Below are 24,759 nucleotides of genomic sequence, written 5' to 3'. Positions count from 1 at the left end.
TCAGTTGTTGTGGCTTGGAAGTATGCCTCCCTTGCCACGATACATATTAAACAGGTTCTGGAACTGTTGTCCCGTGCGCTGTGCAAGCTTCGCATCAATGAGGACAGCCACTTTATTACACTCCTGCATAATCGACATTTCGCGTAGACAGTCGCTCATGGATTGGGCAAAATTGTTACCGTCAAGACTCAGATACCAGTTCATATATTGTGTGGAGTTCTTCCATACATCATTGAACAACTCTTTAGCTTTGGCTTTCTGGCCCAGAATAGCATAGCATTCTGCGAGGTCAAGACTGCCACTTACGTAGTTGTTGGGCACGTTGTAAGAAGGTATCTCTGCCACACATTTGTTCAAAACAGCCAATGCCTGTTTGTCTTTATGCTCCATGATGAGCTGTTTAGCCAGCTGAGCGAAAAGACGGCGGTGGGTATAACACATGCGCATTACGGTTTCATCAATATAGAGCCCCTTAGTCTTCAGACCGCCAAACTTATACCGAGTCATCAGATTTCGATAGGTTTTAGCCGTATCGAAGTTGGTCATTCCCTTGACAACCTTGCCATCAACGTTGGTCGTGAACGGCGTAATGCGGTTTGCCAAACCTTCCTGAATGAAGTTGTTACCTAAGTTCATGTAGTTTTCTTCACCCACAGTGAGGGCCACATAGATAGGACGTGTCCAATTACATTGGGCAATCATCTCGAGCATCATCAAGTCGTTCTTGTATAATGCGTTCTTACCTGCAAGCGAAATCACCATCTTTTCGGGGATAGAATCAGACGGCATGAGCATTCCACTGCGCCTTACGGCTTTTTTATCTATTGTTACATACACGGTATCTGTAGGGATAAAGTGCATATCGGCATCCTTGGAACGCACCCAATATTTCATGATATTCTTCAGCTCGAACGGTTCATCACCAAACTGAGCTTTAGCTTGTGCGGGGTTTTCCTTGTAGAACTGAAGTATCTGTTTCTTAGCATCCGGCTGCACAGTGATATAGTCATTCGTACCCGAGCAGAAGTCTATGCGTGGCCAACTGATAGGAACAGCCGGCGAATTATAGGCAGGTCGCTTCATTTGGTCAATGTACCAGTCGGTAGCTAAATAGCTCAGGTTGCACACCCGGGCATCGGTTCTGACGCCTTCTACTTCTTGATTGTACCAAAGTGGGAACGTATCGTTGTCGCCATTGGTGAAGATAATGGGATTACCCTTATCCTGCAAGGTCATCAGATAGTTCTGCCCAAAGTCTCGGCAGGTGTATCTGCCACTGCGATCGTGGTCATCCCATGTCTGGCTTACCATTTGGATAGGAACCAACAATGCTAAGATTGAAACGGCAGTAGCCAGCACTTTCTCGTTGATATGTGTGTACTTCTTGAGCAAATCATAGATTGCAGCCACACCAATACCACACCAGATGGCAAACGCATAGAATGAACCTGCGTAGGCATAATCACGCTCACGTGGCTGCATTGGAGTCTGGTTGAGATAGATAACAATGGCCAAACCCGTCATAAAGAATAGGAAGAATACCACCCAGAACTGTCGGATGCCACGCTTTCCACGCCATGCTTGCCAGAAAAGTCCTATGATTCCCAGAAGAAGTGGAAGACAATAGAACACGTTATGCCCTTTGTTGTTTTGCAGATCGGCTGGAAGTTTGCTTTGATCGCCTAACCGAGCATTGTCAATAAACGGAATACCGGTAATCCAGTTGCCGTGTTCAAGTTCACCATTACCTTGTATGTCATTCTGACGTCCGGCGAAGTTCCACATGAAGTAGCGCCAATACATGAAGTTACACTGGTAAGAAAGGAAGAAACGGATATTCTCAACTTGAGTCGGTATCTTTACAGTTATAGGCTCTCCACAGCGGTCATAAGCGACATCATAGCCATCAACACCGCCCATCCATTGCTCATAAGCCTGTGCATGTGCCTGGTCATACATGCGTGGGAAGAGCATGTTCTGCGCATATTGGTATTTATTCTTGTGACTTACAACGAAGTATGAGTCTTTCTCATCAGCGTTGGCTTTCTCTTTGCGGGCATAGATGGGGGCACCTTCTGTCATCTTTGGCTTGCACATATTGCCGTCTACTTGCAGTGCCACCTGTGAAGTGTAGGCCTGACCATAGACTAATGGACGGTCACCATACTGGTCGCGACTCAGATAACTGCCCAAGGTGAAGATGTCTTCCGGTGAGTTCTGATCCATCGGAGGATTGGCCGTAGAGCGGATAACGATGAGTGCATAGCTTGAATAACCAATCATCAGCATCAGCATGCAGAGCAGGGTTGTGTTCTTGATGCGTGCAGTTACATAGCTCACTTTCTTCTTGTCAACAGTGTGTTTGTAGTTCAGTGCAAACCAAATGAGCGCCAGAATAACGACACCAATGACCACAGCCGACCAACCGAAACCATAGAATGGAATGCCGAGCATAGCCACAGAAGCAACAAACGAGATGTTGGTTCGCTTCTCACTCTTGTCGGTATAGCTTTCATAAATGGCCCAAAGCACAGTTGCAACAAGTAGAAGAATGTAGATAATCTCACCTGTATTGAACGGACATCCAAGCACATTGACAAACAGCAACTCAAACCAACCGCCCACGGTGATAATACCTGGCACTACGCCATAGAGCACTGCAGCCACAAGAACGAATGAAATGAAGAGTGCAATGAGCGAGCCTTTCAGTTCGATGTTCGGGAATTTGCGATAGCAGAACACGAGAACGATAGCCGGGATACACAGCAGGTTGAGCAAATGCACACCGATGCTGAGGCCTGTCATATAGGTGATGAGCACGAGCCAGCGGTCACTGTGAGGTTCGTCGGCATGGTCTTCCCATTTCAGAATGAGCCAGAACACGATTGCAGTGAAGGCAGATGAATAGGCATAAACTTCGCCTTCAACAGCTGAAAACCAGAAGGTATCGCTGAAAGCATAGATGAGTGCGCTCACAAGACCGGCTCCTTCGATGATAATCATCTTTGCCGTAGTGAGTTCACTCCAGTCTTTCAGTATCAGTTTCCGTGTCAGATGGGTCACCGTCCAAAAGAGGAACAGAATGGTTGTCGCACTCAATAGCGCACTCATCGTGTTGACCATGCGTGCAACATCAGACGGATTGCTGACAAACTGCGAAAAGAGATTGGCCGTTAACATGAAGAATGGTGCCCCGGGTGGGTGTCCGATTTCAAGTTTGTAACCTGTAGTGATAAACTCTGGGCAGTCCCAAAAGCTGGCTGTCGGTTCGATTGTAGAGCAATAGACAAAGGCGGCAATCAGAAAAGCAAGCCACCCCAGCACATTGTCTACTAACTTGTACTGTTTCATTTATTTAAATAATGTATTATTTCGAAATAGTGATGCAAAGATAATACATTTCATGAAAACTCGCTTGTCTTGTTGAACATAAACTGCTTATATTTCACTTTTTTAAGTGGTTTGTCAGTGAAATGTCAGGTGGGTGAACCCATATGCGGCGTTGTTCATGTGTGTTTCTATCGCCGTCCGAACCATTTTGTCTTTGATTTTGAATTGCTTAAGAGGACGCCTGAATGCAATAAGTTGGGACTTTGAACTTGTAACTTGCGGTAACAGGAATTTTCTGTGAAGTCAACTCCATGTTCATGATTTTATTTTACAAAAGGTCTCAAATGCTTACGATATTCAGAACAGGAACTTTTTCGTTTGAAAATACGCGAGTTTTAAGCCCACTTGTTAATGTGTTGGCAATCAGGAAGATAGAAAAAATCAAGGAGAAAAGGAGAAAAAATAACGGCAAAAAGTCTTGTGTTTTGCGTCATGTTGGGTGCTGAAATGCGTCAGATGATCTCGTCTTTTGCATCAAACAGCAACGCATTTTGATGCAGATTGCAAGTTGAAAAGACACAAAAGGTGTGGTATGTCGCTGTTTTTGAGAAGATAAGTGCTTTTTTCTTGCCTTCTATTCTCTAAATCACGGAATTTAAAAGGGTGTTTTTTTGACTAATAATCTTTACAAATATGAGGATGAAGTACTAATCTCTTCTTTATTCTTTCGGGTTGATATTGCACATGGTTTCATAAAAAGCAGCGCATGGTTTCACCCATAAAAGGGAAGATAGTGACGCATGGAGAGTTATAAAAAGCTTCTTTTAAGCTTGCGAAGTGATAGAGAATGAAATGTAAATAAGGTAATTCGACGTTATATTTTAAGGAAATGCTCCTCTAATTTCTCCTGTGGGAGGTCGGTTGTTTCATGATAATGCAGACTCTCATTGACGCAGGCAATGTGTTTGACATTGTGTAGTATCTCCGCAATATCGTGGCTCACCATGACAATGGCGCATTGCTGATTGAGATCATTCAGCATTTCATACATCTGTTCTTGAAAGCGTTTGTCAATATAGGTGTTAGGTTCGTCGAGGATAAGCACGTCGGGTTGTTGCACGATGGCACGCGCCAGAAGCACGCGTTGCAGCTGTCCGCCGCTCAATGTCCCTATAGTTTGCCGTTGTAGATCATCGAGTTCCATGCGGTTGATGGTTTCCTTGGCTTGTTCACGTTGGGCATCTGTATAGCCATGGAAAAGCCTTTTCTTCAATCCCGAGAGTACAACGTCTTCAACGCTGATAGGAAATCGGCGGTCAATGTCTGTGTATTGTGGCAGATAACCCATGCGGATATGGTCAGCTTCCAGGCCGTTCTTGAAGAATTTAATCGTGCCTTCCTTGGGCTTCAGCAGGCCGAGGATAATCTTGATGAGGGTGGTTTTGCCACCTCCGTTAGGGCCGATGATGCCGAGATAATCGTCATCGTAGACCGTCAGATTGACATTCTTGAGCACTGTTTTCTCTGGGTATGCAGCGGTGATGTCATGGAGTTGTATGATGGGTTGACTCATTTTATGGTTCGTGCGATGTTTATCATTTGCAGATTCCAATGATAATCGAGCGGATTAATCTCGGTAGATGGGATCCCCGTATCTTGTGAAACGATGGTTGTATTGCGGTTGGCGAACTGTTTTTGAATAAAGAGTGTCTTCACTTTCTGCTGGCGCGACAAGCGGATGATAGCCTGTAATTGGTTGGCACTTGGCTCGCGTCCTTCCTCTTCAATAGGGATTTGAGTGAGTTGATAGTCGCGTGCAAAATACGTAAGTATGGGATGATAGATGAGGAAAGTCTTTGATTTTCCGGCCAATGCAGACTTTACTTCTCTGTCGGTCTGCTCAATGACGGTAAGCAGTTTCTGTAGATTTTTCTTGTAATATGCACTGTCTTTGGCATCCGTCTGTTTCAAGGCAAGGTATATGTTGCGGGCAATCACTCTGGCATTTCGGCAACTCATCCAGGTGTGGGGGTCTGTAATGCCATTGATAGTCTGTGCAGGAGTGATGCCTTCTGAAGTGTCTATAAATCGTGTATGAGGTGCATTCGATTTGAGTTTTGCCATCCATGTGCGTTCAAAACCTATCTGTCCGATTTTCATGTAGAGTGCACTTTCGTTGAGATTGGCCATTTGTCGTGCTGTGGGCTCATAGGTTTCAGGACTCATTCCGTCTGGAACCATCGTTACAACCGTAAAGCGATTGCCGGCAATCTGTTGGGTGAAATAGCGTAACGGCTCTATGCTTACGGTAATTTCCCGGCTGACTTTGGGGGATGAAAAACTGCAAGCGGTCAGGGTTGCTGCCGAGAAAGCAAGGACAAGATAGCGTGCGAATTTTCCTGCAGTGATGCTGATCGTCGAGATAAACAGGTTGGAACGCATCAGTCCTAATACGATTGTAATGGCACTCCCGATGATAGGCAGGAAAGCAAAGAAGCCCATCCATGCGCCGTGTCCGGCCATGAAGCGCTGTGCTTTGTTGAGACTTTCGGGCTTTACATGCAGATATTTCTCAATCCAGTCCATGCGTCCCATGTGTCCGATGCCATAGTTGAATAGTCCACCCATGACATTTCCTACGGTCGCATAAAGGATGAGAGGCCATGGTTTCAGTCCTGCTGCGAGCAAACCCAACATGACAGCCTCACTGCTGAAGGGGAAGAAACTGCCGGCAAGAAAGGCAGAAAGGAGCATGCCCCAATAGCCCCAGTCTATTAAAAAAGCAATGATGGCATCCATAAATTATAAGCTGTGAGCAGCAATATGAGCACGATGACCAGATGAAAAGCTATGTTGGTGAGCCATGTTCGGGTCAATGCAAGGAAGTGTCCAAATAATACTGCAGTGGTAATGATCATGATGTGAATGAGAAAATCATAGTGCTGAGGCTGCAAGATGATGAAAAGCATCGTGGCAACATGCAGGGTAATAAACGTCTCATAGAACATACGGACTTTTATTTTGTCCTTATAGCTGTTGCGTAGGAAATGAATAATCCCCGTCAGTCCAAGGAAAGCAACGAAGAAAAAGGTAACGGCTTGATGCTCGGTAACATGCTGATAGTTGCTGATGTCACCGAAGACTGCAAGTTCAGTGAAGTGGGAAAGCAGGCTTGGAAGATTGTGGGTGTAGACATAGTAGCCTGCCACGAACCAGTAGGGAAACAGCAATCCGAGAATGGACGCTGTGAAAGTTCGGAGACTGAAGGCCAAAATGTAGGCAGCAAGAGCAATCCAAAGGAAAGGAACAAAATAGAGAATTTTGACGAAGAAGATGCTGGCAATGCCAATCATAGCAAAGGCATAGAACACAGGGCCTGCTCCTCTGCGGTTTTGATAGGCTTGGAAGATGATGAAATAGAAAGCAATGAAGCATAGGGTTACAATGCTTTCGTTCGTATTTGTGCCACGGAAGCAAACCGCAGCTGACAGCATCAAGTAGGTGCATGACAGCATCCGACTATACACTCTGGTGAGCGAATAGTGGTTGTTGAGCATGGCTATCGTTTCTGTGGCAATGAAAAGACAGGCAGTCTGCACCCATAATCCTTGCTGAACGGCGCCTGCAAGCAATGCAACAACAGCGCCATAAAGGGCTGTCAAAGGCAGTGTCAGCCTGCTTGTTGCTATTCTTTCCTGTCTTCTTTTCCTTGTCATTTAGAGGTCTTTGCCTATATCTTTTCTGAAATATTTATCAGTAAACTGAATTTTCTGTGCTTCCTTGAAACTCTTTTGCAGGGCTTCTTCCTTGTCTTTTCCATAGGATGAAACGGCAATAACGCGTCCGCCGTTGGTCACGATGCGGCCATCTTTGCAGGCTGTTCCACTGTGGAAGACGATACTTCCGTCCACCTTGTCAAGCCCAGTGATAGGATAGCCTTTCTTGTATGCCTCGGGATAGCCACCACTGACAAGCATCACACAGACTGCTGCACGTTCATCGAACTCGATTTCCCGCTTGTCAAGATCGCCATGAGCAATGCCTTCAAACAGGTCTACGATATCACTTTTCAAGCGAAGCATTACGCTTTCTGTCTCTGGATCACCCATACGGCAGTTGTATTCGATAACCATGGGTTCGCCGGCAACATTGATAAGCCCGAAGAAGATGAAGCCTTTATAATCTATTCCCTCGTCAGCAAGACCTTCAACAGTTGGGCGAATGATGCGGTCTTCCACTTTCTTCATCCACTCTTTTGTGGCAAATGGAACGGGTGAAACGCTGCCCATACCGCCCGTATTGAGGCCCGTGTCGTGCTCTCCAATGCGTTTGTAATCCTTGGCTTCAGGCAAAATCTTATAGTTTTTACCGTCGGTAAGCACGAAAACACTGCATTCAATACCGCTCAAGAACTCTTCAATGACCACCTGTGCACTGGCATTCCCAAACATGCCTGCAAGCATTTCACGTAGCTCTTTCTTTGCTTCTTCAAGTGTTGGAAGTATCAATACGCCCTTTCCTGCACAGAGTCCATCGGCTTTCAACACGTAAGGGGGCTGTAAGGTCTCAAGGAATTGGAGCCCTTCTGCAAGCGTTGTACCATCGAAAGTCTGATACTTTGCAGTTGGAATATGGTGTCGTTGCATGAAACCTTTAGCGAAGTCTTTGCTTCCTTCAAGTACGGCGCCGGCCTTGGAAGGGCCAATCACGGGGATGTGTTGAGTCCGTTTATCATGTTTAAAGCTGTCGTAGATTCCTTTTACCAATGGATCTTCGGGACCGACAACCACCATGTCGATAGCTTTCTCTACAGCAAATTCTTTTAATTTTTCAAAGTCATCAGCCTTGATATTGACGTTTTCACCGCAGTCAGTTGTGCCGGCATTGCCTGGCGCAATAAACAACTTGTCACACTTTTTGCTCTGTGCAATCTTCCATGCCAAGGCGTGTTCGCGGCCGCCTCCACCTAACAACAACAGTTTCATGATAGGAATTTATTTTAAATAATCAAAGAAATACTGACTGATACGTTCGTGCAGATGCACGCTCTGATGCCCTCTCATGTTGTGAGGCTCACCGGGATAGACGAAGAAATCGGGTTGGGTACCGGCTGCAATGCAGGCTTTCAAAAAAGAGAATGCATGCTGTGGAACAACAACAGGGTCGTTGAGACCGATGATAATCTCTAATTTCCCTTTCAAGTTCTTGGCTTTTGGCAGCAGACTACAAGTCGCATAACCCTTCGGATTGGCTTGCGGTGTGTCCATATAGCGCTCTCCATACATCACTTCATACCATTTCCAATCGATTACCGGGCCCCCCGCTACACCCACTTTGAATACATCCGGGTAGGTAGTCATTAGGTTAATGGTCATGAAACCGCCGAAACTCCAACCGTGTATTCCTAAGCGTTGTGCATCCACATAAGGCAAAGTCTTGAGGAATTTAACGCCTTCCATCTGGTCTTTCATTTCCTCTTCGCCCAAATGTCGATAGGTTGCTTGTTCAAATTCCTTGCCTCTGTTCTCGCTTCCACGGTTGTCAAGAATGAAAAGCAGATAGCCTTTCTCGGCCATGTAGGTTTCCCAACCGCGACTGCAATAATGCCAACGTGCATCAACATTATGGGCATGAGGGCCTCCATAGACATAAACAATGGTGGGATATTTCTTATTTGGATTGAAATTTACAGGCTTAACCATTCGGTAGTAAAGGTCAGTTGTGCCGTCAGCTGCCTTAATTGAGCCACATTCATAGGTAGGAACCGTGTATCCTTGCCATGGATTGGCCGCTTTGAAATAGCTTGTTGACTTTCCATTTGTGGTATTCACGATAGCAATGTCGTGGGGAATATCGGGCGTCTGATAGTTATCAACGATATATTTACCACTTACACTCAAGCTTCCCGAATGCCAACCTTTACCATTTACATCAATTAAAGCCTGCTTACCCGTTGCTAAATCAATTGCAAATATATTCTTCTGAATGGGACTGCACGCATTTCCTTCAATGAAAATCCGTTTGTTTTTAGTGTCAAAACCTAAGAGTTCCATCACAACCCACTTTCCTTTTGTGAGCTGAGAAACCTCTTTTCCCTCCTTATTATATAAGTAGAGATGCATGTACCCGTCCTTTTGACTCCAGAGAATAAACTTGTTGTTGTCCCATGGAAGGAATGTAATAGGGTGTTGAGGTTCTACATATTTTGCGTCAGTTTCATGATAAATCTCTGCAATCGGATTGCCGGTTGTGGTGTCATAGCTCATCAATCGGCAGTCATTCTGGTCGCGGTTGAGTTCAAACATGTAAAGCGTCTTGTTGTCAGGTGCCCAGCTGATATTCGTAAAATAACGGTCGGTAGGGTCTCCTACAGCAAGATATGTAACCTTTCCTGTGGCAAGATTGTAGATGCCGACGATCACTTTATGGCTCTTTTCGCCTGCCATGGGATATTTATCTGGCTCAAGTGTCGCGATACGGCTTTGGCCTTCGGCCGGTTTCCAATCGAGTTCGGGAATGTTAACCTGCGGATAATCACTCACCATACTTTGGTCCATGCGATAGAATGCCAGTTGAGTTCCGTCGTTGTTCCAGAAGAGTCCGCCCGTAATTCCAAACTCGTTGCGATGCACACTCTGTCCATAAACGATTTCACGACTACCGTCCGTGGTCAGCTGATGGTCGTTTCCATGCGCATCGACCACGTGAAGTTGATTGTCTTTCACATAGGCCAAAGCCTTGGAAACACTGTTGAAATCTTGTGCCTGCGCACCTTTTGCCATACTGACATTACCTTTCCACAGTGCTTTCCTGCTCTTCCAATCGAACAATATGCGCTGTTTGCCGTCATTGAGCCATACAAGTGATTTCCTTGTTTCAGGGAATTTGATGTTGTAGAGATGACGAAGCATCATGCCACTCCACTTGTTAAGTTCTGCAAGCGAAAACAGTTTGCTTTCTTTTCCCGTTGCCTTGTTGACAATATAGCACGCTTCTACGTCAAGATGCACAAGCTCATCGCCCCACCAAGTGGTGTAACGTGACTTGGGTATCATGTTGTGATAGTTCGTACCTCCAAAGTTCAAATCCTCTAAAGTCAAAGGCTTTAACTCCTGTGCATGAACTGTCAATGCCGTAACCATCGTCAATATCAGTATGAAAAACTTTCTCATTGTTTAATCCTCTTTGTCAAAATGGGCTCTTCCCTTACTGAAACCGCTGCGTTTCCCGCCTTTATCAAAGCGCTTTCCACCCTTTCTTTCATCGCGTCCACCAAAGCGATTGTTACGTTTCTCACGCTTTCTGTCGTTGTCACGACCATTATCATGCTCTCTCACACCACGCTTTTTGCGGTTGTCGAAGCCTTCAATCTCATGCTTATGGAAGGTGAAACTGCGGATATCTCCCTCTTCATTGCTGCTCTCTTCATCGAGTCGTTTGGTGAATTCTCGGTTCTTCTTGAAGCGGTGTTTCTGTGCCATTTCCTTCTTTTCAGCAGCAGTCTTCACGATACCTCCCTCTGCACGAAACTCTTTCATCTTGCCTTCAAAGAGCGAATACTTGCGGAATTCACATTCCAAACTGCCATTATAGAGTGGTATCTTGATGCTTGGTTTCAGCCCTATTTGGTCGAAACACTCTTCACGATAGCTCAAAACCCAAGCCTCATTGCCTCCGAATTCATGCTTTAAACGTTCACCTATCATTTTATAAGTGCCTAAAAGGTTGGACGTAGAGATGCGTTCTCCATAGGGAGGATTTGTGATGATAATGCTCTTTTCGGCAGGTTTCTTGAAATCCTTGAAGTCTTGTTGTTCCACAGTTACTATCTGTGAGAGTCCTGCGGCCTTGACATTCAGACGTGCAGTATTGACAGCTTTCATGTCAACATCATAGCCGTAGATATGGTGTGTGAATTCTTTCTCCTGGGAATCATCATTATATATGCTGTCAAAAAGCTCCTGATCAAAGTCCGGCCACTTTTCAAATGCAAACTCTTTCCTGAATACTCCTGGGCTGATATTACGGGCAATGAGGGCTGCCTCAATGAGAAGCGTCCCCGAACCACACATAGGATCGATGAAATCTGTATCGCCTTTCCAGCCACTCATGAGTATCATTCCGGCTGCAAGAACCTCGTTCAGCGGGGCTTCTACACTTTCCTGACGGTATCCGCGACGGTGAAGACTCTCACCGCTTGAGTCAAGGCTCAGCGTAGCATCGTCCTCGGCAATGTGTATGTTGAGGCGAATGTCGGGATTGCTGACACTGATATTCGGCCTTGTTCCGGTCTTTTCGCGAAATTGGTCAACAATGGCATCCTTCACTTTATAGGTGACAAAGCGCGAGTTGCGAAACTCTTCGGAGTAGACAACAGAGTCTACACTGAAGGTTTTTCCTTTCTCTATATATTGGCTCCAGTCTATTTTTTTGACCTCATCGTACATATCTTCTGCCGAGCGAGCTTTGAAGTGAGCTATCGGTTTGAGGATTCTGATGGCCGTATGCAATTGGAAATTGGCCCGATACAGCATCTCCTTATCACCTGTAAACGACACCATTCGACGGCCTGTCTGTACATTGTTGGCACCCAACTGGGTGAGCTCCTGAGCCAAAACGGGTTCAAGTCCCATGAAAGTCTTGGCTATGAGTTCAAATTCCTGTTCCATTGTTGTATTGAATATCTATTATATCTTTCTTGATTTTCTTGTATTTCTTGGTCTTGGGACGCATGTCTTCCATCACCCATGTATTCGCTCCGATGACACAACTCTTGCCAATCGTGATGCGACCCAGCACGGTTGCGTTGGAATAGACCACCACATTATCCTCCAATATGGGGTGACGTGGAATGCCTTTTATGGGCTTTCCGTCTTTGTCGAGTGGGAAACTCTTGGCTCCCAACGTGACACCTTGATAGAGCTTTACATGCTTGCCGATGATGCAGGTGGCGCCAATGACGACACCTGTACCATGATCTATCGTGAAATATTCACCAATCTGTGCACCCGGGTGAATATCAATACCTGTCTCAGAATGGGCCATTTCTGTCATCATTCGCGGTATCAGCGGCACCTGCATCTCATGGAGTTCATGGGCAATGCGATAGTTGGTCATGGCTTTGATGACGGGATAACACGAAATGATTTCGGCAAAACTGTCGGCTGCGGGGTCTCCGTTGTAGGCTGCTTCTACGTCTGTGGCGAGCAGTTTGCGTATGACCGGCAGCCTTGAAATAAGCTGAATAGAGATTGTCTCGGCCTGTTTTCTACGCTCCATGAACTTATCATAGTCGGGCTCTTCACACATGTCAACGAAGCAGAGGCCTGCCAAAATCTGTTCGAAAAGCAGCTTTTGCAAGCGTTCGGCATTGACTCCGATGTGATACTTAATGGTCTGTGTGTTGATATTCGACTTTCCATAATAGCCAGGAAAGATGATAGCGCGCGACAAATCGATGATTTCTTCGAGCGCCTTGCCCGAAGGTAACGGATAACCGTCACGATGATGATGGCACAAACCCTTGAAAGAGTCAGGCTTCGAAAGCTCGCTTACGGTCTGTGTCAGAACATGAGTCAGTTCCAAATTACTCATCTCATTCTTTGTCTCAATATATATTATGTGCAAAGATAGTAAAAAACTGAAGAAGACAAAAGTAAAGTTGAAGTTTTTAAGTGATATTCTTAAAAAACAATCAAATGCAGCTGGGGGGTGTTTTTCCCGATGAAGGCCGACTGTTTATGTGGCAATCATCGGGCAACGGTTCTGTCCATATGGTTCAAACAGCTTTCCAATGCTCCATGAGATATAATCAAATCAACATCTGTTTCCTTGTGGAAGCTTTGTGAGTTGGATGGCTCTGTTTGTAAATTACTTTCGTATTAGATTTGCATTCGCATCTGAAATTGATTATCTTTGTGTCGGGGAAAGTCTTCATGGGCTTTCCCTTTTTTCGTTATATGTATGATGCGATGCCATGAAAAACAGTAGAAAGCCTGTAAAATCACATGAAACGGCCTTGTAATCTGCGTCAAATTGCGTGATGATCTGACGCAGATGGCAAGGTGTTTCAACAGAGGTTGTGCGCTGTAATGACGCGAGTTGGATGATCAACTGAATTTTGTTGAAAAACATTCAGATTGAAGTTGTCAGTATTTTTGAGTTTTTTCTTAAAAAACATTAACTGCTTTTACCTCGCTCTTTCTATGGTTTCATCAGGGCTTTACGCTCTTCGGGTGAGAACTTCTCTATGGCATAGCGGAGCATGATGCGCGGCATTTCGTGGCGATGCTGGGCTACATAGTCGTAAAGGCGTTGCGGATTGCGCTTTCCCGCTTCGCGAAGCATCCAGCCACATGCCTTGTGCATGAGGTCGTGGGGATGTTGCATCATGATGTCGCAGAGGGCATAGGTGTCTTCAAGTTGACCTTCACGGATGAATGCGAAGGTAGAGACGATAGCGATGCGGTTGTCCCATAACAGGCTGCTTTGTGCGAGCTTATAGAGGATTTCGCGTGATTTGTCAAGCAAATATACCCCTACAATGCGCCAGGCGGATAGGTCTACAAGGTCCCAGTTGTTGATATGTCGGGTTTGTGAGAGGTAGAGATTGAAGAGTTTCTGCCGCTCGTTGTCATCTGCTTTCCGGCATTTCTCCACCATGATGAGGAGTGCACAGAGTCTCACCTCATGCCATTCGCTCGTCAGCAAGGTTTTGATTTCATCGTGTGTGATGTCTTTATGCAACTTCGCAACGGCTCTCACATTGGGCACAGTGACGCCCATGAACTTGTCACCCTCGCCATATTCACCCTTCCCGGTTTTGAAAAAGCGGGGGAAAATCTCACGTTTCTCTGCTGAAGAGCGCTCATTGAGCGCTGCCGTAATCATTGTAGTAATGGCTTTCATGTTGCTTATTGTCTGTTGGGAAACAAAGTTACGGCTTTTTCTTTGTATTTTCTGATGTTTGAAGTAATTTTATCTTATTTTGTTTTCTCCTGCAACTTTTCATGCATGTGCTGCGTCTAAATGGTAGGAATAATAATTAGAAAAATGCTTATGAAACGTATCTCTTTGTTTTTGTTCTGGGCCATTGGGCTTTTGTTTTTGTCTTCTTGTCATGTAAGTTCGGGTGAAATGCGTGCCATGATGGGTAAATCTAACGGGCCACGAGTAACACGTGTGCTCAAGGCTCAATATTTTTCGAAGATTGATGCCGACTTGGTTGGTGATATTATCTATACGCAATCAGACTCGATGAGCATTCGTCTTGTGGGCCCAAAAGCCGAGGTTGAGCGTATGCGGGTAAGCTTTAAGGGCGACAAACTCATTATCGAGATGGAGGAAAAAGATGATTTCAGCCTGTTTGGAAACAAGCGGAGTGGTGTGGATGTCTATGTAAGTGGCCCTGATTTGACAGAACTTAAGGTGGAAGGTGTATCTGATTTCAAGGCCAAGAAGATTGATACTGACTACTTATCTGCCACAATCGACGGCGTTGGGGATATACAGATCGACACTTTGGTCTGCGATCATTTCAAGGGCTTTGTAGACGGAACAGGCGACCTTCGCATTGGTTATCTCGAGGCAATGTCGGTCAATGCGTCACTCGATGGCACGGGCGATATCAAGCTGTCGATGGTCAAAGTGCCCGACGTGAAGTTGTCGATTGATGGCACAGGTGATATCCGTGCGAGGGTGAAAGACTGCGGAACGGTCACTACATCCGTTGACGGAACTGGCAATGTTGTGCTGAAAGGCACGTGCAGACATTGGATTAAATATGACGATAACAATGATGACAGGCCGAAAGAGCTGTATAATGTCAACATCAAATAAAATGTCTTTTTAACTATCTTAGCAGTCGTTAGAGGTCATTTTCGCTGATTATTTTCTATCTTTGCAGGTGTTGGAAATGAACTGAAGTTTCAAATTAAATATAAACGACCATGTATAACGAGGAAATCAACAAGATGATTATGACTTCGATGAAGTCGGGTGAGAAAGAAAAGGCTGCTGTCTATCGCCTTCTGAAAAGTGAGTTTCTGAAATTCAATACTGCAAAAGACGCCAAGACTTTAGATGATGCAGCCGAGATTCAGATTATCCGTAAGATGGTGAAAGAGCGCAAAGAGTCTGAAAAAGTGTATGCTGATGCGGGCCGGAATGACCTCGCCGAGAATGAAAGAAACGAATACTTGATACTTGAAGCGCTGCTTCCTGCAGCTCCGAAAGACGAAGAAATAGAGGCTTTCATCGTTGCTTCATATCCTGATGGTATAGAGCAGAAGCAGATGGGGAACGTGATAAAAGAAGTGAAAGCCAAATGGAATGCTGCGGATGGAAAGACTGTTTCAGAGCTTGTTCGCAAGCACATTAAACATTAAACTTTGAAGATTGGGGTTTGAACTTTAGGATATGGCTTGTAGATGAAAGGCTATCTTAAAATTCAAACCTCAATCTTTGAAATTCAAAGACCTATTAGTTGTCGGCTGCTTGAGCCATCGTTGTCAAGAAGTTACTGACTTCTTCACTTTGATTTTCATTGAAAGAGTTGCGCTTGCTGAAGTTGATTACGGTTTCTTTTCCCCTGACAACGAAAGCCATTTTATCTCCCTTTTCTGTTATTCCAATTTGTTGAATACTTAAGACGGGTATATGTTCGTTGTGTTCTTCTAAGCCTTCGGGGGTGTTGAGCTTCGTACCTGTCATGTTACGGACTACGGGAAACAAATAAAGCTCACTTGGGTTATAGGCGATGAGCACGGGAATGTGCACAGCTGTAATACTGTAAGTAATCTTGCCTTCTACGATTTCATATTGCTGAACATCGAGATTAGGGTAGAACTTCTTTATGTATTGGCGTCCGGCCACTACATAATTACCTTTTGTGTTGCGTCCCTTTGTCTTCATGTATATCATGGCTGCAAATCCGATGACAAACACTAAAAGAGGATAAATGAGCATACTTGTGTCCATAAGTGTGATATTTAATGATTTAATATGTTTTTTATTGGATTTTCGTTGCAAAGGTAAGACTTTTTCATGAGTCTCACAATAGCTGTTTGCTAAATTGTGATTGCAAGATGAAAAGAAAGGGATTGCAATCTCAAATGGTCTGGAAACCTTTCTCATGTATATCTTCAAGCGGAATGATTTGACAAAGCCATGCTTCGTTCCTTTTATTGTAAAGCTTGATGAAATCCTGCTTGTTTTCGTTGGTTTTCATAGACTCTTCATCTGTTTATAAAACAAAATAGTAATTAAAAGTTTTCTACTTTTCATATATATTGCGTAATTTTGTGGCATATTAGTACAACAAATTGATTTGAATGAATTATGCAATTATAGCGGCAGGAGAGGGCTCTCGTCTGGCACAAGAGGGCATAAAGTCCCCTAAACCGTTGGTGAAAGTCAGAGATGAACGGTTGATAGACCGTCTGATACGTATTTTCATGGACAATGAAGCAGAGCAGATTTCAGTGATATGTAATGCTTTGACCACGGAAGTAAGTCGTCATTTGCTTGATTTGGAAGAGGATGGTCTTGTTGGAAGACCAGTCCCTTTGAACTTCATTGTGAAGACAACACCAAGCTCAATGCATAGTTTCTACGAGTTAAGTAAGGTCATGAAGCCCGCTCCTTTCGTGATGACGACGGTGGATACGATATTCAAGGAGGATGAATTTGCAGCCTATATGCGTGCATTCAGACAGCAGTTGGCCTGTGGAAGCGAGGGTTTGATGGGGGTTACTGATTTTATTGATGATGAGAAACCACTCTATGTAGATACTGATGAGGCCATGAATATCACGGGGTTCTTGGATGATGATCGCGAAAGAAAATGCAAATTCATCTCCGGGGGCATTTATGGTTTGACGCCTTCTGCCTTTGCAACGCTCGATGATTGTATGAAACGAGGTGAGAGTCGCATGCGAAACTTCCAACGTGGACTTATTCGTGATGGCCGAAAACTTAAGGCTTACCGTTTCTTTAAGATAATGGATGTGGATCATGCTGACGATATATTGAAGGCAGAAGCATTCTTGAAATGAAGTTGTTAGCAATAAGGCGTGATGCAATCTTCTCGCCGAACTCGATAGAAAAAGACCGAATTATACTGCAACAAGTCATGGACGGTCTTGGCACATCGGTCAGAATGATTGATGAAACACGGTTTTCTGCAGCAGAAGATGCCGATGTATATGTGTCAATGGCGCGGCATAAGCGGACGCTTGAACTGCTGAAAACAAAGGAAGATAATGGCGCGTTGGTTATCAATTCGGCCTACGGGGTTGAACGATGCGAGCGTAGTTTGCTTGATGTTGCTTTGCGGGAGCAGGGTATTCCTATGCCCAATTCAGAAGGAAGTGACGGCTATTGGCTCAAAAGAGGTGACATGTCAGCGCAGCATAAAGGTGATGTGGTCTATTGTAAAGACCGTGCAGAACTGGCCGAACAGCAGGCTTCATTCGTTCTTCGGGGTATAACCAACTGGATTGTTCAGGCACATGTGCCGGGTGATTTAGTGAAGTTCTATGCTGTTCAGGGTGGTTTCTTTCGCTATTTCTATCCTAATGACGACGGAATATCCAAGTTCGGAGACGAAGAAATGAATGGTAAAGCACAGCATTATGGCTTTGATGTTACAGGATTGCAGGCTACGGCAGAGGCCATTGCGATGCTCACGGGAGTGGAAGTCTATGGTGGTGATGCAATCATTACGGCCTCGGGAGCTTTCTATATCATTGATTTCAACGACTGGCCGAGCTTTTCCCGCTGTCGGGATGAGGCATCTGAGGCCATTGTTAAACGTATTAAGAACAAAATAAACAAACATTTATGAGTAGTTTCAAAGAGTTGTTACGAGCTTCTTTCAAGTCGGATGATACGGAAGAATGGTTGGATGTGCACTTCACTCGCCCTATAGGACTGGTGTTTGCACTGTTATGGAACAAGCTGAATATACATCCCAATGTCATTACTATATTATCAATTATCTTAGGAGCGGCGGCAGGTTGCATGTTTTACTACACCGATTTGACGCATAATCTCATAGGAGTGATATTGTTGATGCTGGCCAATTTCTGTGATTCTACCGATGGACAGATGGCTCGTCTCGCTGGAAAGAAAACGCTGATAGGCCGAATGCTCGATGGGTTTTCAGGTGATGTATGGTTTGTTTTCATTTACTGTGCCATTGCAATGCGCCTTTATCATCAGCAAATTCCTTACACAGATGTCAATTGGGGCATAGGAAGTTGGATACTTTGCAGCGTTGCAGGCTTCCTTTGTCATTCTCCCCAAAGTTCTTTGGCGGATTATTATAGGCAGATACATCTGTTCTTTTTAAAGGGAAAAGAGGGCAGTGAACTTGACAGTTATCAAAAGCAAATCGAAACATTGAAGGCACTTCCTGAGCAAGGTGCATTCTGGGACCGACTCTTTTACTCCAATTATGCAAAGTATTGTCACAGTCAGGAGAAGCGTACTCCGGCTTTCCAGAAGTTCTTCAAAAAATGGAATGAAAGTGCAAAAGACGAGGAATTGCGTCAGCATTTCCTTGCAGGTTCGCGCCCATTGATGAAATATACCAACCTCTTGACATTCAACTTGCGGGCCATTGTCTGTTATATTGCCTGCTTAAGTGACCATGCTTGGCTCTATCCGCTATTTGAAATCATCGTCATGAGTGCCATGTATGTTCACATGCACCGCACACATGAGCAGCTTTGTGAGTCACTTGGCAAGGAAATAGCATAGGTTTTACACGTAGAAATTACCCTTTAAGACAATTAAAAGCAATGATAAAAGGATATATCTTCGATTATGGTGCAACGCTTGATACTGCCGGTCAGCATTGGGGAAAAGTGCTTTGGCATGCTTATGAGCGTCAGCAAGTGCCCGTAAATGAAGCTCATTTCCGTGAAGCCTATGTCTATGGAGAACGCACTTTGGGCAGAACTTCGCTCATAAAGCCCGATGATACGTTTCACAAAACGCTTGAAGTGAAGCTGCGTTTGGAGTTTGAATATCTCAGCTGGCAAGGAGGATTGAATGTTGATGAGACAACATCCTGTCGTCTTCAACAGGCCGTTTTGCAAGATGTTTATGCTCGAGTGGTTGCAACAACCACACACAGTCGCGAGGTGTTAGAACGTTTACATGAGCATTATCCTATGGTGCTTGTGAGTAATTTCTACGGCAATGTAGGTGCCGTTTTGAAAGAATTCAGACTTGCTCATCTGTTCAGTGACATTGTCGAAAGTGCTGTTGTCGGTATCAGAAAGCCTGATCCAAGAATTTATAGATTAGGTGTAGAGCGGCTCGGATTACGTCCTGAGGAAGTCATTGTCGTTGGAGATAGTTTCCATAAAGATATCGAACCGGCCCATGAGATTGGTTGCCAAACGGTGTGGTTCAGGGGAGAAGGTTGGACAGAACAGCAGTATGACGAGCAGATACCCAATAGGATTATCACGGATATCGCCCAACTTTTATAGGTATAACATTATAATTTAGGTAGAGAGATATATGATTTTCAGGAAATATATATTAGGTCTTTTGTTGCTTTTGACGGCATCTTTGTCGGCAACAGCACAGATACAAGGTGTCGTAATCGATGCCCAGACCGGTGATACCATATCATATCCGAGTGCAACCTACAAGGGTCACCACATTGCAGTGAGTGGAGATGCAAGTGGAAAGTTTACGATTGACCGTCATGAGGGGTGGATATTGACCATCAGTGCAGTAGGTTATCAGAGCAAGGAATACACCATAAAGCCAGGCTCGACAGCCTTCTTGAATGTTAAGTTGAAGTCTGACACGCGCACATTGAAAGGAGTTGTTGTAAAGAGTAAGCGCAACAGATACAGCAGAAAGGATAATCCTGCGGTCGAATTGATGAGACGTGTGATTGCTGCCAAGAAGAAAACAGACTTGAACAACCATGCTTTTTATCAGTATAACAAGTATCAGAAGATTACAATGGCAGTCAATGACATTCAGCCTGTCGATATAGATAGCGGCTTTTTCGCCAATAAACAATGGCTCATTGACCAGATAGAAACCAGCCCTTACAATCATAAACTGATACTCCCCCTGTCGGTTGATGAAACCGTTACCCAGCATCTGTATCGCAAGAACCCCAAAACCGAGAAGGATATCATATTGGGACAACAGACCAACGGCATCAACCAGTTGTTTGAAACGGGTGATATTCTCAATACGGTCATGAAAGATGTCTTCACAGATGTCGACCTTTACGACGATCAGGTGCGTCTACTTCAGTACCCATTTACCAGTCCTATCGGCAAGGATGCCATTTCGTTCTATCGTTTCTACATTGAAGATACGGTCTATGTAGACCATGATCTCTGCTATCATCTGCAGTTCTTGCCCAACAACCAGCAGGACTTTGGCTTCCGAGGAGAACTATATATTCTGGCAGACTCCACACTTCATTTGAAAAGATGCGACTTCTCAATACCTCAGCGAAGTGATGTTAACTTTGTTGAAAACCTGAAACTGACGCAGGAATACACCAAATTGCCGAATGGCGAATGGGCTTTGAGTGTTGATGATATGGTGGCAGAGCTGAAAGTTACTGACTTCATGTCGAAAGCACTCATTGTACGTACGACGCGATTAAGCGATTATGCCTTTGACGAACTGCCCAAACAACTTTTCAAAGGCAAGGCTTCTACACGGCGGGAAGCCAATGCAATGATGCGCGATGAGGCTTTCTGGAACCAGTATCGCACGGTGGAACTCACTAAGAGTGAGGGAGAAATGCAGGCATTCATTCACAGAATAGAGCAGTTGAAAGGCTTCAAATACATCATATTCGGGGCAAAAGCACTGATAGAAAACTTTGTTGAAACGGGCGATCTGAACCATCCCGGCAAGGTGGATATAGGCCCAATCAACACCATGCTTACCTCTAACTTCATTGATGGGCTGCGAACACGCGTCAGTGCACAGACAACTGCCAACCTCAACAAGCATTGGTTCTTCTCCGGTTACTATGCTCATGGCTGGAAGAGTCATCGCAATTATTATAAAGGTGAGGTGACTTACTCTTTCAACAAGAAAGACTATCTGCCGCGAGAGTTCCCGAAACGCACGCTGACTTTCACCTCAACCTATGATATCATGTCGCCTTCCGACAAGTTTATGCGTACAGATAAGGACAATGTTTTCACTGCTTTCAAGTGGGCGAAAGTTGATAAGATGATGCTCTATAACCGTCAACAGCTTCAGTTTGAATGGGAGTCGGAGTGGGGATTGCGTTCAGTCATTGGCGTGAAGACCGAGGAAGACGAGCCAATGGGGGCACTCCTGTTTCCTGTGAAGACTTTGCGAACAACCGAACTGAGCGTGAATTTCCAACTCGCTCCGGGCAGAACATATATCAACACGAAGCAACGTCGTATTCCGGTCAACCTTGATGCGCCCGTGTTTACCTTCGGACATTCGATGGGAGTCAAGTTCCTTGGTGGCGATTATAAGTATAATTTCACCGAGGCTGCTATCTATAAGCGCTTCTGGATGAACTCATGGGGCAAGATAGATGCCCATGTAAAGGCCGGCGCTCAATGGAACAAGGTACCTTTCCCACTGCTGATTATGCCCGCAGCTAACTTGAGTTACATCGTACAAGAGGAGACTTTCAACATGATTAACAACATGGAATTCCTTAACGACCGCTATGCGAGCCTTGATGTGAGCTGGGATTTGAATGGAAAACTCCTCAACAGGATACCTCTGTTGAAGAAACTTAAATGGCGTGAGTATATCGGAGTGAAGACACTTTGGGGCAAACTGACAGACAAGAACAATCCAACGTTGCTGGCAAATGCAGGCGATCCTGTGTTATGGAGCTTCCCCGAAGGCAGTTATGTCATGGATCCGAAGCGCCCTTATGTGGAAGTTGTGGCCGGACTTCATAACATTTTCAAGATTCTTCACGTGGAGTATGTGCACCGTTGTAATTATAATACCCTCCCGACAGCCAAGAAAAATGGTGTCAGGTTCATGCTTCGCGTGACGTTCTGAGCTGCTGGAAATGTTGGTTCCCCTATGGAAAGGACTGTCGGTTATCAGCTTCTTAGCTTCATGTTTCTTGCATTCTGCCGTTTTATTTAACTTTGTATGAAAATCAATAAGGTATGGAAATTCTCTTAGCTGATAAGCAAGACATCACTCGGGCAGGCTTGGTGTATGTTCTTAGTGATTTCAATGGCGTGACCACGAAGTATGTCGAAGACAAGAGCGAACTGCTTCTGGCATTGCAGAATGACGGCAATCGGGTGATAGTTCTCGACTATACACTGTTTGATATCAATGATGCTGCCGAGCTTTCCATACTGAGTGAGCGTTTCACCGAAGCAAGATGGCTGCTCTTCTGCGAGGATTTGAGCGTTGATTTCGTGCGGGTGCTCATTGCAACTTCACCGCGTTTCAGTATCTTGCTAAAGGAATGCAGTCTTCAGGAGATACGCGAAGCGCTTGATTATGCCGTTCGTGGGCGCCGTTTTATCTGTCAACGAATGGCCGAAATGTTGCTTGTGCCGATGGAAACTGCGTCAGATCGCGCCAAACTTACACCTACAGAAAACGAAATACTGAAGGATATAGCCCTTGGAATGACTACGCGTGAGATTGCAGAAAAGCGGTTTTCGAGCTTCCATACAGTGAATACACATCGCAAGAACATCTTTCGTAAGCTTGGTGTCAACACTATTCATGAAGCCACAAAATATGCCTTGCGAGCCGGTTTGGTTGATTCTGCAGAGTATTACATTTGATTTTCCGGAGTCTCTCTCTGCATATGTATCTGTGGTTGGCATCTTCTGATTTTATTTTACAAAAGCTTTCAAATGCTTGAGTTATTCTGAACGCAGAGTTTTCTGTTTGGAAATACGCGAGTTTTGAGCCTGTTTGCTAATGCTTTGACTATCAAACGGATAGATGAAATCATAGAAAAAGCGAGAAGAAATAACGTGAAATTTGGTTGCATTTTGCGTCATATCAGGTGCTGAAATGACTTGAATCACCTCTTGTTTTGCCTCAAACGGCACTGTGTTTTGACCTATATAGCGTGGTAATATGACGCAAATCGTGAGACAATGTGATGAATTTTGGCTCGTTTTTCCATTCTTCATGTCTTAAAATGGCTTTCATTCAGCGCTTTCATTTCTATTTGCTCGATTTTCAAGACCTGTTTTTTTAGCAATCTTTCTTTACATATTGAGAAGTCAACGGGAAAGGTTTTATCTTGCTTTTTGTCTTTTTTTCACTCATCTCTTTCTGCTGTTTTACTTTTATTTGTATCTTTGTAGTCACTGAATAGCTATAAAGTTAAACAAAGAAGCATAAGTTTTTAGCATGAAACAGCGTAGGACATCCTTGAAAGATCTGGCCGAAGTGTTGGGTGTAAGCATGGCCACGGTGTCGCGAGCCTTGCGGGGCAGTCATGAGGTTGGGGATGAAATGAAAGCCAAGGTGCAGGCTTTGGCCAAGCAGATGAACTATCGCCCCAATCCTTTTGCACAGAGTTTGCGCAGGGAAGCACCACGTGTGATAGGTGTGATTGTGCCTAATCTCGTCACCCATTACTATGCTTCGGTGCTTGACGGCATAGAGGATTATGCCTCGCGAAATGGTTATTCGGTCATCAGTGCCAACAGTCATGAAAGTCATCTGCGTGAAGAAAAAGCCATTGAAAGCTTCATTTCCATGCATGTGGAGGGCATCATAGCTTGTCTGGCGCAAGACACGGTGGACTATCAGCACTATCTCCAACTCCACGAAATGGACATCCCCGTCGTGTTTTTCGCCCGTACCTGTCTGCCCGAAAAGTTCTCTCAGGTGGTTGCCAACGGTGATGAGGCAGCCCAGGAAGCTACCTCCCATCTCATTGCAAGAGGTGCCCGACGCATTGCCTTCATTGGCGGGCCAAGCCACCTTGACATGGTGAAGCGGCGCAAGCACGGTTATCTTGAGGCCTTGCGCGACCATCGTTTGCCCATAGATCGCGATTTGGTGTTGTGTGGGAAAATTGATTTTGACGAGGCACGGCAGGCTACTTTGCAGTTGCTTCAAAGCGAGAAACGTCCTGATGCCATTCTTGCTTTCAACGATATCATCACCTATGCCGCCTTCGATGCAATCAAAGCGTGTGGTTTGCGCATACCCGATGATGTTGCAATCATAGGCTTCACCGATGGTGACTCGGCTGCTTTTGTCACCCCAAAGCTTAGTGCGATTATGGATCAGGCACACGAACAAGGCTCCAAAAGCTGTGAACTGCTGTTGCGACATATCGGTGGCGACCAGCACATCTATAGGGAAATCATCCCTATGATACTGAAAATCAGGGAAAGTTCTGAGAAATAACGGCTTCCCTCAACTGCTTAGAAACAG

Annotated in this window: 20 protein-coding genes; 9 read left to right on the top strand and 11 right to left on the bottom strand. The window is 44.9% G+C overall.

The features are described 5' to 3' along the window. The 9 genes from HMPREF2983_RS11805 to HMPREF2983_RS11765 form a co-directional block, all read right to left on the bottom strand. Complete coding sequence (locus HMPREF2983_RS11805; protein ID WP_070668663.1) at nucleotides 1-3,351, bottom strand: protein O-mannosyl-transferase family; 3,351 nt, start codon at nucleotides 3,349-3,351, stop codon at nucleotides 1-3. Between the two features lie 853 nt (nucleotides 3,352-4,204). Further along, entirely contained in the window at nucleotides 4,205-4,903 is a 699-nt protein-coding gene (locus HMPREF2983_RS11800; RefSeq protein WP_070668661.1) for a metal ABC transporter ATP-binding protein, read from the bottom strand. Beyond that, on the bottom strand, nucleotides 4,900-6,129 hold the full coding sequence (locus tag HMPREF2983_RS11795; protein WP_070668658.1) for a metal ABC transporter solute-binding protein, Zn/Mn family: 1,230 nt from the start codon (nucleotides 6,127-6,129) through the stop codon (nucleotides 4,900-4,902). The genes HMPREF2983_RS11800 and HMPREF2983_RS11795 overlap by 4 nt, the downstream gene beginning before the upstream one ends. After that, a complete protein-coding gene (locus tag HMPREF2983_RS11790) occupies nucleotides 6,105-7,046 on the bottom strand; it encodes a hypothetical protein (protein ID WP_070668656.1) in 942 nt (313 codons plus the stop codon). The genes HMPREF2983_RS11795 and HMPREF2983_RS11790 overlap by 25 nt, the downstream gene beginning before the upstream one ends. Then, on the bottom strand, nucleotides 7,047-8,315 hold the full coding sequence (gene purD, locus HMPREF2983_RS11785; protein WP_070668653.1) for a phosphoribosylamine--glycine ligase: 1,269 nt from the start codon (nucleotides 8,313-8,315) through the stop codon (nucleotides 7,047-7,049). It lies immediately after the preceding gene. A 9-nt stretch (nucleotides 8,316-8,324) separates the two neighbouring features. Next, nucleotides 8,325-10,502, bottom strand: coding sequence for a S9 family peptidase (locus HMPREF2983_RS11780; RefSeq protein WP_070668650.1), 2,178 nt, complete (start codon nucleotides 10,500-10,502; stop codon nucleotides 8,325-8,327). Nucleotides 10,503-10,505: 3 nt separating this feature from the next. Then, the gene (locus tag HMPREF2983_RS11775; protein WP_070668647.1) at nucleotides 10,506-11,999 is read right to left on the bottom strand and encodes a THUMP domain-containing class I SAM-dependent RNA methyltransferase; all 1,494 of its coding nucleotides are present in this window, start codon (nucleotides 11,997-11,999) and stop codon (nucleotides 10,506-10,508) included. Next, the gene (locus HMPREF2983_RS11770) at nucleotides 11,983-12,924 is read right to left on the bottom strand and encodes a serine O-acetyltransferase (RefSeq protein WP_004372232.1); all 942 of its coding nucleotides are present in this window, start codon (nucleotides 12,922-12,924) and stop codon (nucleotides 11,983-11,985) included. The genes HMPREF2983_RS11775 and HMPREF2983_RS11770 overlap by 17 nt, the downstream gene beginning before the upstream one ends. Nucleotides 12,925-13,533: 609 nt before the next feature. Beyond that, nucleotides 13,534-14,238 (bottom strand): DNA alkylation repair protein, encoded by a 705-nt coding sequence (locus tag HMPREF2983_RS11765; RefSeq protein ID WP_070668644.1) that lies wholly within the window; start codon nucleotides 14,236-14,238, stop codon nucleotides 13,534-13,536. Between the two features lie 150 nt (nucleotides 14,239-14,388). Between HMPREF2983_RS11765 and HMPREF2983_RS11760 the strand changes: the two genes are divergently transcribed. Further along, nucleotides 14,389-15,168 (top strand): GIN domain-containing protein, encoded by a 780-nt coding sequence (locus HMPREF2983_RS11760; protein ID WP_246829408.1) that lies wholly within the window; start codon nucleotides 14,389-14,391, stop codon nucleotides 15,166-15,168. Nucleotides 15,169-15,278: 110 nt separating this feature from the next. Continuing rightward, nucleotides 15,279-15,716, top strand: a complete 438-nt coding sequence (locus HMPREF2983_RS11755) for a GatB/YqeY domain-containing protein (protein WP_004372244.1) — start codon at nucleotides 15,279-15,281, stop codon at nucleotides 15,714-15,716. Nucleotides 15,717-15,810: 94 nt separating this feature from the next. Here the strand turns inward: HMPREF2983_RS11755 and HMPREF2983_RS11750 are convergent, their stop codons facing one another. Beyond that, nucleotides 15,811-16,308, bottom strand: a complete 498-nt coding sequence (locus tag HMPREF2983_RS11750) for an RNA-binding protein (protein ID WP_070668638.1) — start codon at nucleotides 16,306-16,308, stop codon at nucleotides 15,811-15,813. Between the two features lie 353 nt (nucleotides 16,309-16,661). On the opposite strand from HMPREF2983_RS11750, the gene HMPREF2983_RS11745 reads away from it, so the two are divergent. The 6 genes from HMPREF2983_RS11745 to HMPREF2983_RS11720 all read left to right on the top strand — a co-directional run bounded on the left by HMPREF2983_RS11745 (nucleotide 16,662) and on the right by HMPREF2983_RS11720 (nucleotide 23,141). After that, nucleotides 16,662-17,384 carry a sugar phosphate nucleotidyltransferase gene (locus HMPREF2983_RS11745; protein WP_070668635.1) on the top strand — a complete coding sequence of 241 codons (723 nt, stop codon included), beginning with the start codon at nucleotides 16,662-16,664 and terminating at the stop codon, nucleotides 17,382-17,384. Next, a complete protein-coding gene (locus HMPREF2983_RS11740) occupies nucleotides 17,381-18,175 on the top strand; it encodes an ATP-grasp domain-containing protein (protein ID WP_070668632.1) in 795 nt (264 codons plus the stop codon). Before HMPREF2983_RS11745 ends, HMPREF2983_RS11740 begins: the two co-directional genes overlap by 4 nt. Continuing rightward, the gene (locus HMPREF2983_RS11735; protein WP_004376850.1) at nucleotides 18,172-19,092 is read left to right on the top strand and encodes a CDP-alcohol phosphatidyltransferase family protein; all 921 of its coding nucleotides are present in this window, start codon (nucleotides 18,172-18,174) and stop codon (nucleotides 19,090-19,092) included. Before HMPREF2983_RS11740 ends, HMPREF2983_RS11735 begins: the two co-directional genes overlap by 4 nt. A 41-nt stretch (nucleotides 19,093-19,133) precedes the next feature. Continuing rightward, nucleotides 19,134-19,832 (top strand): HAD family hydrolase, encoded by a 699-nt coding sequence (locus tag HMPREF2983_RS11730; protein ID WP_070668629.1) that lies wholly within the window; start codon nucleotides 19,134-19,136, stop codon nucleotides 19,830-19,832. A gap of 31 nt (nucleotides 19,833-19,863) precedes the next feature. After that, nucleotides 19,864-22,389: a DUF5686 family protein gene (locus HMPREF2983_RS11725; RefSeq protein WP_070668626.1), complete on the top strand. Its 2,526-nt coding sequence runs from the start codon at nucleotides 19,864-19,866 to the stop codon at nucleotides 22,387-22,389. 113 nt (nucleotides 22,390-22,502) lie between these two features. Next, nucleotides 22,503-23,141 (top strand): helix-turn-helix transcriptional regulator, encoded by a 639-nt coding sequence (locus HMPREF2983_RS11720; RefSeq protein ID WP_070668623.1) that lies wholly within the window; start codon nucleotides 22,503-22,505, stop codon nucleotides 23,139-23,141. Between the two features lie 81 nt (nucleotides 23,142-23,222). Here the strand turns inward: HMPREF2983_RS11720 and HMPREF2983_RS11715 are convergent, their stop codons facing one another. Continuing rightward, entirely contained in the window at nucleotides 23,223-23,498 is a 276-nt protein-coding gene (locus HMPREF2983_RS11715; protein ID WP_070668620.1) for a hypothetical protein, read from the bottom strand. A gap of 223 nt (nucleotides 23,499-23,721) precedes the next feature. On the opposite strand from HMPREF2983_RS11715, the gene HMPREF2983_RS11710 reads away from it, so the two are divergent. After that, nucleotides 23,722-24,732 (top strand): LacI family DNA-binding transcriptional regulator, encoded by a 1,011-nt coding sequence (locus HMPREF2983_RS11710; protein ID WP_070668617.1) that lies wholly within the window; start codon nucleotides 23,722-23,724, stop codon nucleotides 24,730-24,732. The last annotated feature ends 27 nt before the right edge of the window (nucleotides 24,733-24,759 follow it).

It is taken from the genome of Prevotella sp. HMSC077E09 (assembly GCF_001814685.1).
Classification (GTDB): domain Bacteria; phylum Bacteroidota; class Bacteroidia; order Bacteroidales; family Bacteroidaceae; genus Prevotella; species Prevotella oris.
The sequence above is the reverse complement of the archived record's forward strand: the minus strand, read 5'-3'. Positions and strand labels throughout refer to the sequence as shown.

Bases quoted from the DNA above. Each gene is read 5' to 3' on its own strand.
- HMPREF2983_RS11805 (WP_070668663.1), bottom strand. From the start codon at position 3,351: ATGAAACAGTACAAGTTAGTAGACAATGTGCTGGGGTGGCTTGCTTTT.
- HMPREF2983_RS11800 (WP_070668661.1), bottom strand. From the start codon at position 4,903: ATGAGTCAACCCATCATACAACTCCATGACATCACCGCTGCATACCCA.
- HMPREF2983_RS11795 (WP_070668658.1), bottom strand. From the start codon at position 6,129: ATGGATGCCATCATTGCTTTTTTAATAGACTGGGGCTATTGGGGCATG.
- HMPREF2983_RS11790 (WP_070668656.1), bottom strand. From the start codon at position 7,046: ATGACAAGGAAAAGAAGACAGGAAAGAATAGCAACAAGCAGGCTGACA.
- purD (WP_070668653.1), bottom strand. From the start codon at position 8,315: ATGAAACTGTTGTTGTTAGGTGGAGGCGGCCGCGAACACGCCTTGGCA.
- HMPREF2983_RS11780 (WP_070668650.1), bottom strand. From the start codon at position 10,502: ATGAGAAAGTTTTTCATACTGATATTGACGATGGTTACGGCATTGACA.
- HMPREF2983_RS11775 (WP_070668647.1), bottom strand. From the start codon at position 11,999: ATGGAACAGGAATTTGAACTCATAGCCAAGACTTTCATGGGACTTGAA.
- HMPREF2983_RS11770 (WP_004372232.1), bottom strand. From the start codon at position 12,924: ATGAGTAATTTGGAACTGACTCATGTTCTGACACAGACCGTAAGCGAG.
- HMPREF2983_RS11765 (WP_070668644.1), bottom strand. From the start codon at position 14,238: ATGAAAGCCATTACTACAATGATTACGGCAGCGCTCAATGAGCGCTCT.
- HMPREF2983_RS11760 (WP_246829408.1), top strand. From the start codon at position 14,389: ATGAAACGTATCTCTTTGTTTTTGTTCTGGGCCATTGGGCTTTTGTTT.
- HMPREF2983_RS11755 (WP_004372244.1), top strand. From the start codon at position 15,279: ATGTATAACGAGGAAATCAACAAGATGATTATGACTTCGATGAAGTCG.
- HMPREF2983_RS11750 (WP_070668638.1), bottom strand. From the start codon at position 16,308: ATGGACACAAGTATGCTCATTTATCCTCTTTTAGTGTTTGTCATCGGA.
- HMPREF2983_RS11745 (WP_070668635.1), top strand. From the start codon at position 16,662: ATGAATTATGCAATTATAGCGGCAGGAGAGGGCTCTCGTCTGGCACAA.
- HMPREF2983_RS11740 (WP_070668632.1), top strand. From the start codon at position 17,381: ATGAAGTTGTTAGCAATAAGGCGTGATGCAATCTTCTCGCCGAACTCG.
- HMPREF2983_RS11735 (WP_004376850.1), top strand. From the start codon at position 18,172: ATGAGTAGTTTCAAAGAGTTGTTACGAGCTTCTTTCAAGTCGGATGAT.
- HMPREF2983_RS11730 (WP_070668629.1), top strand. From the start codon at position 19,134: ATGATAAAAGGATATATCTTCGATTATGGTGCAACGCTTGATACTGCC.
- HMPREF2983_RS11725 (WP_070668626.1), top strand. From the start codon at position 19,864: ATGATTTTCAGGAAATATATATTAGGTCTTTTGTTGCTTTTGACGGCA.
- HMPREF2983_RS11720 (WP_070668623.1), top strand. From the start codon at position 22,503: ATGGAAATTCTCTTAGCTGATAAGCAAGACATCACTCGGGCAGGCTTG.
- HMPREF2983_RS11715 (WP_070668620.1), bottom strand. From the start codon at position 23,498: ATGAAGAATGGAAAAACGAGCCAAAATTCATCACATTGTCTCACGATT.
- HMPREF2983_RS11710 (WP_070668617.1), top strand. From the start codon at position 23,722: ATGAAACAGCGTAGGACATCCTTGAAAGATCTGGCCGAAGTGTTGGGT.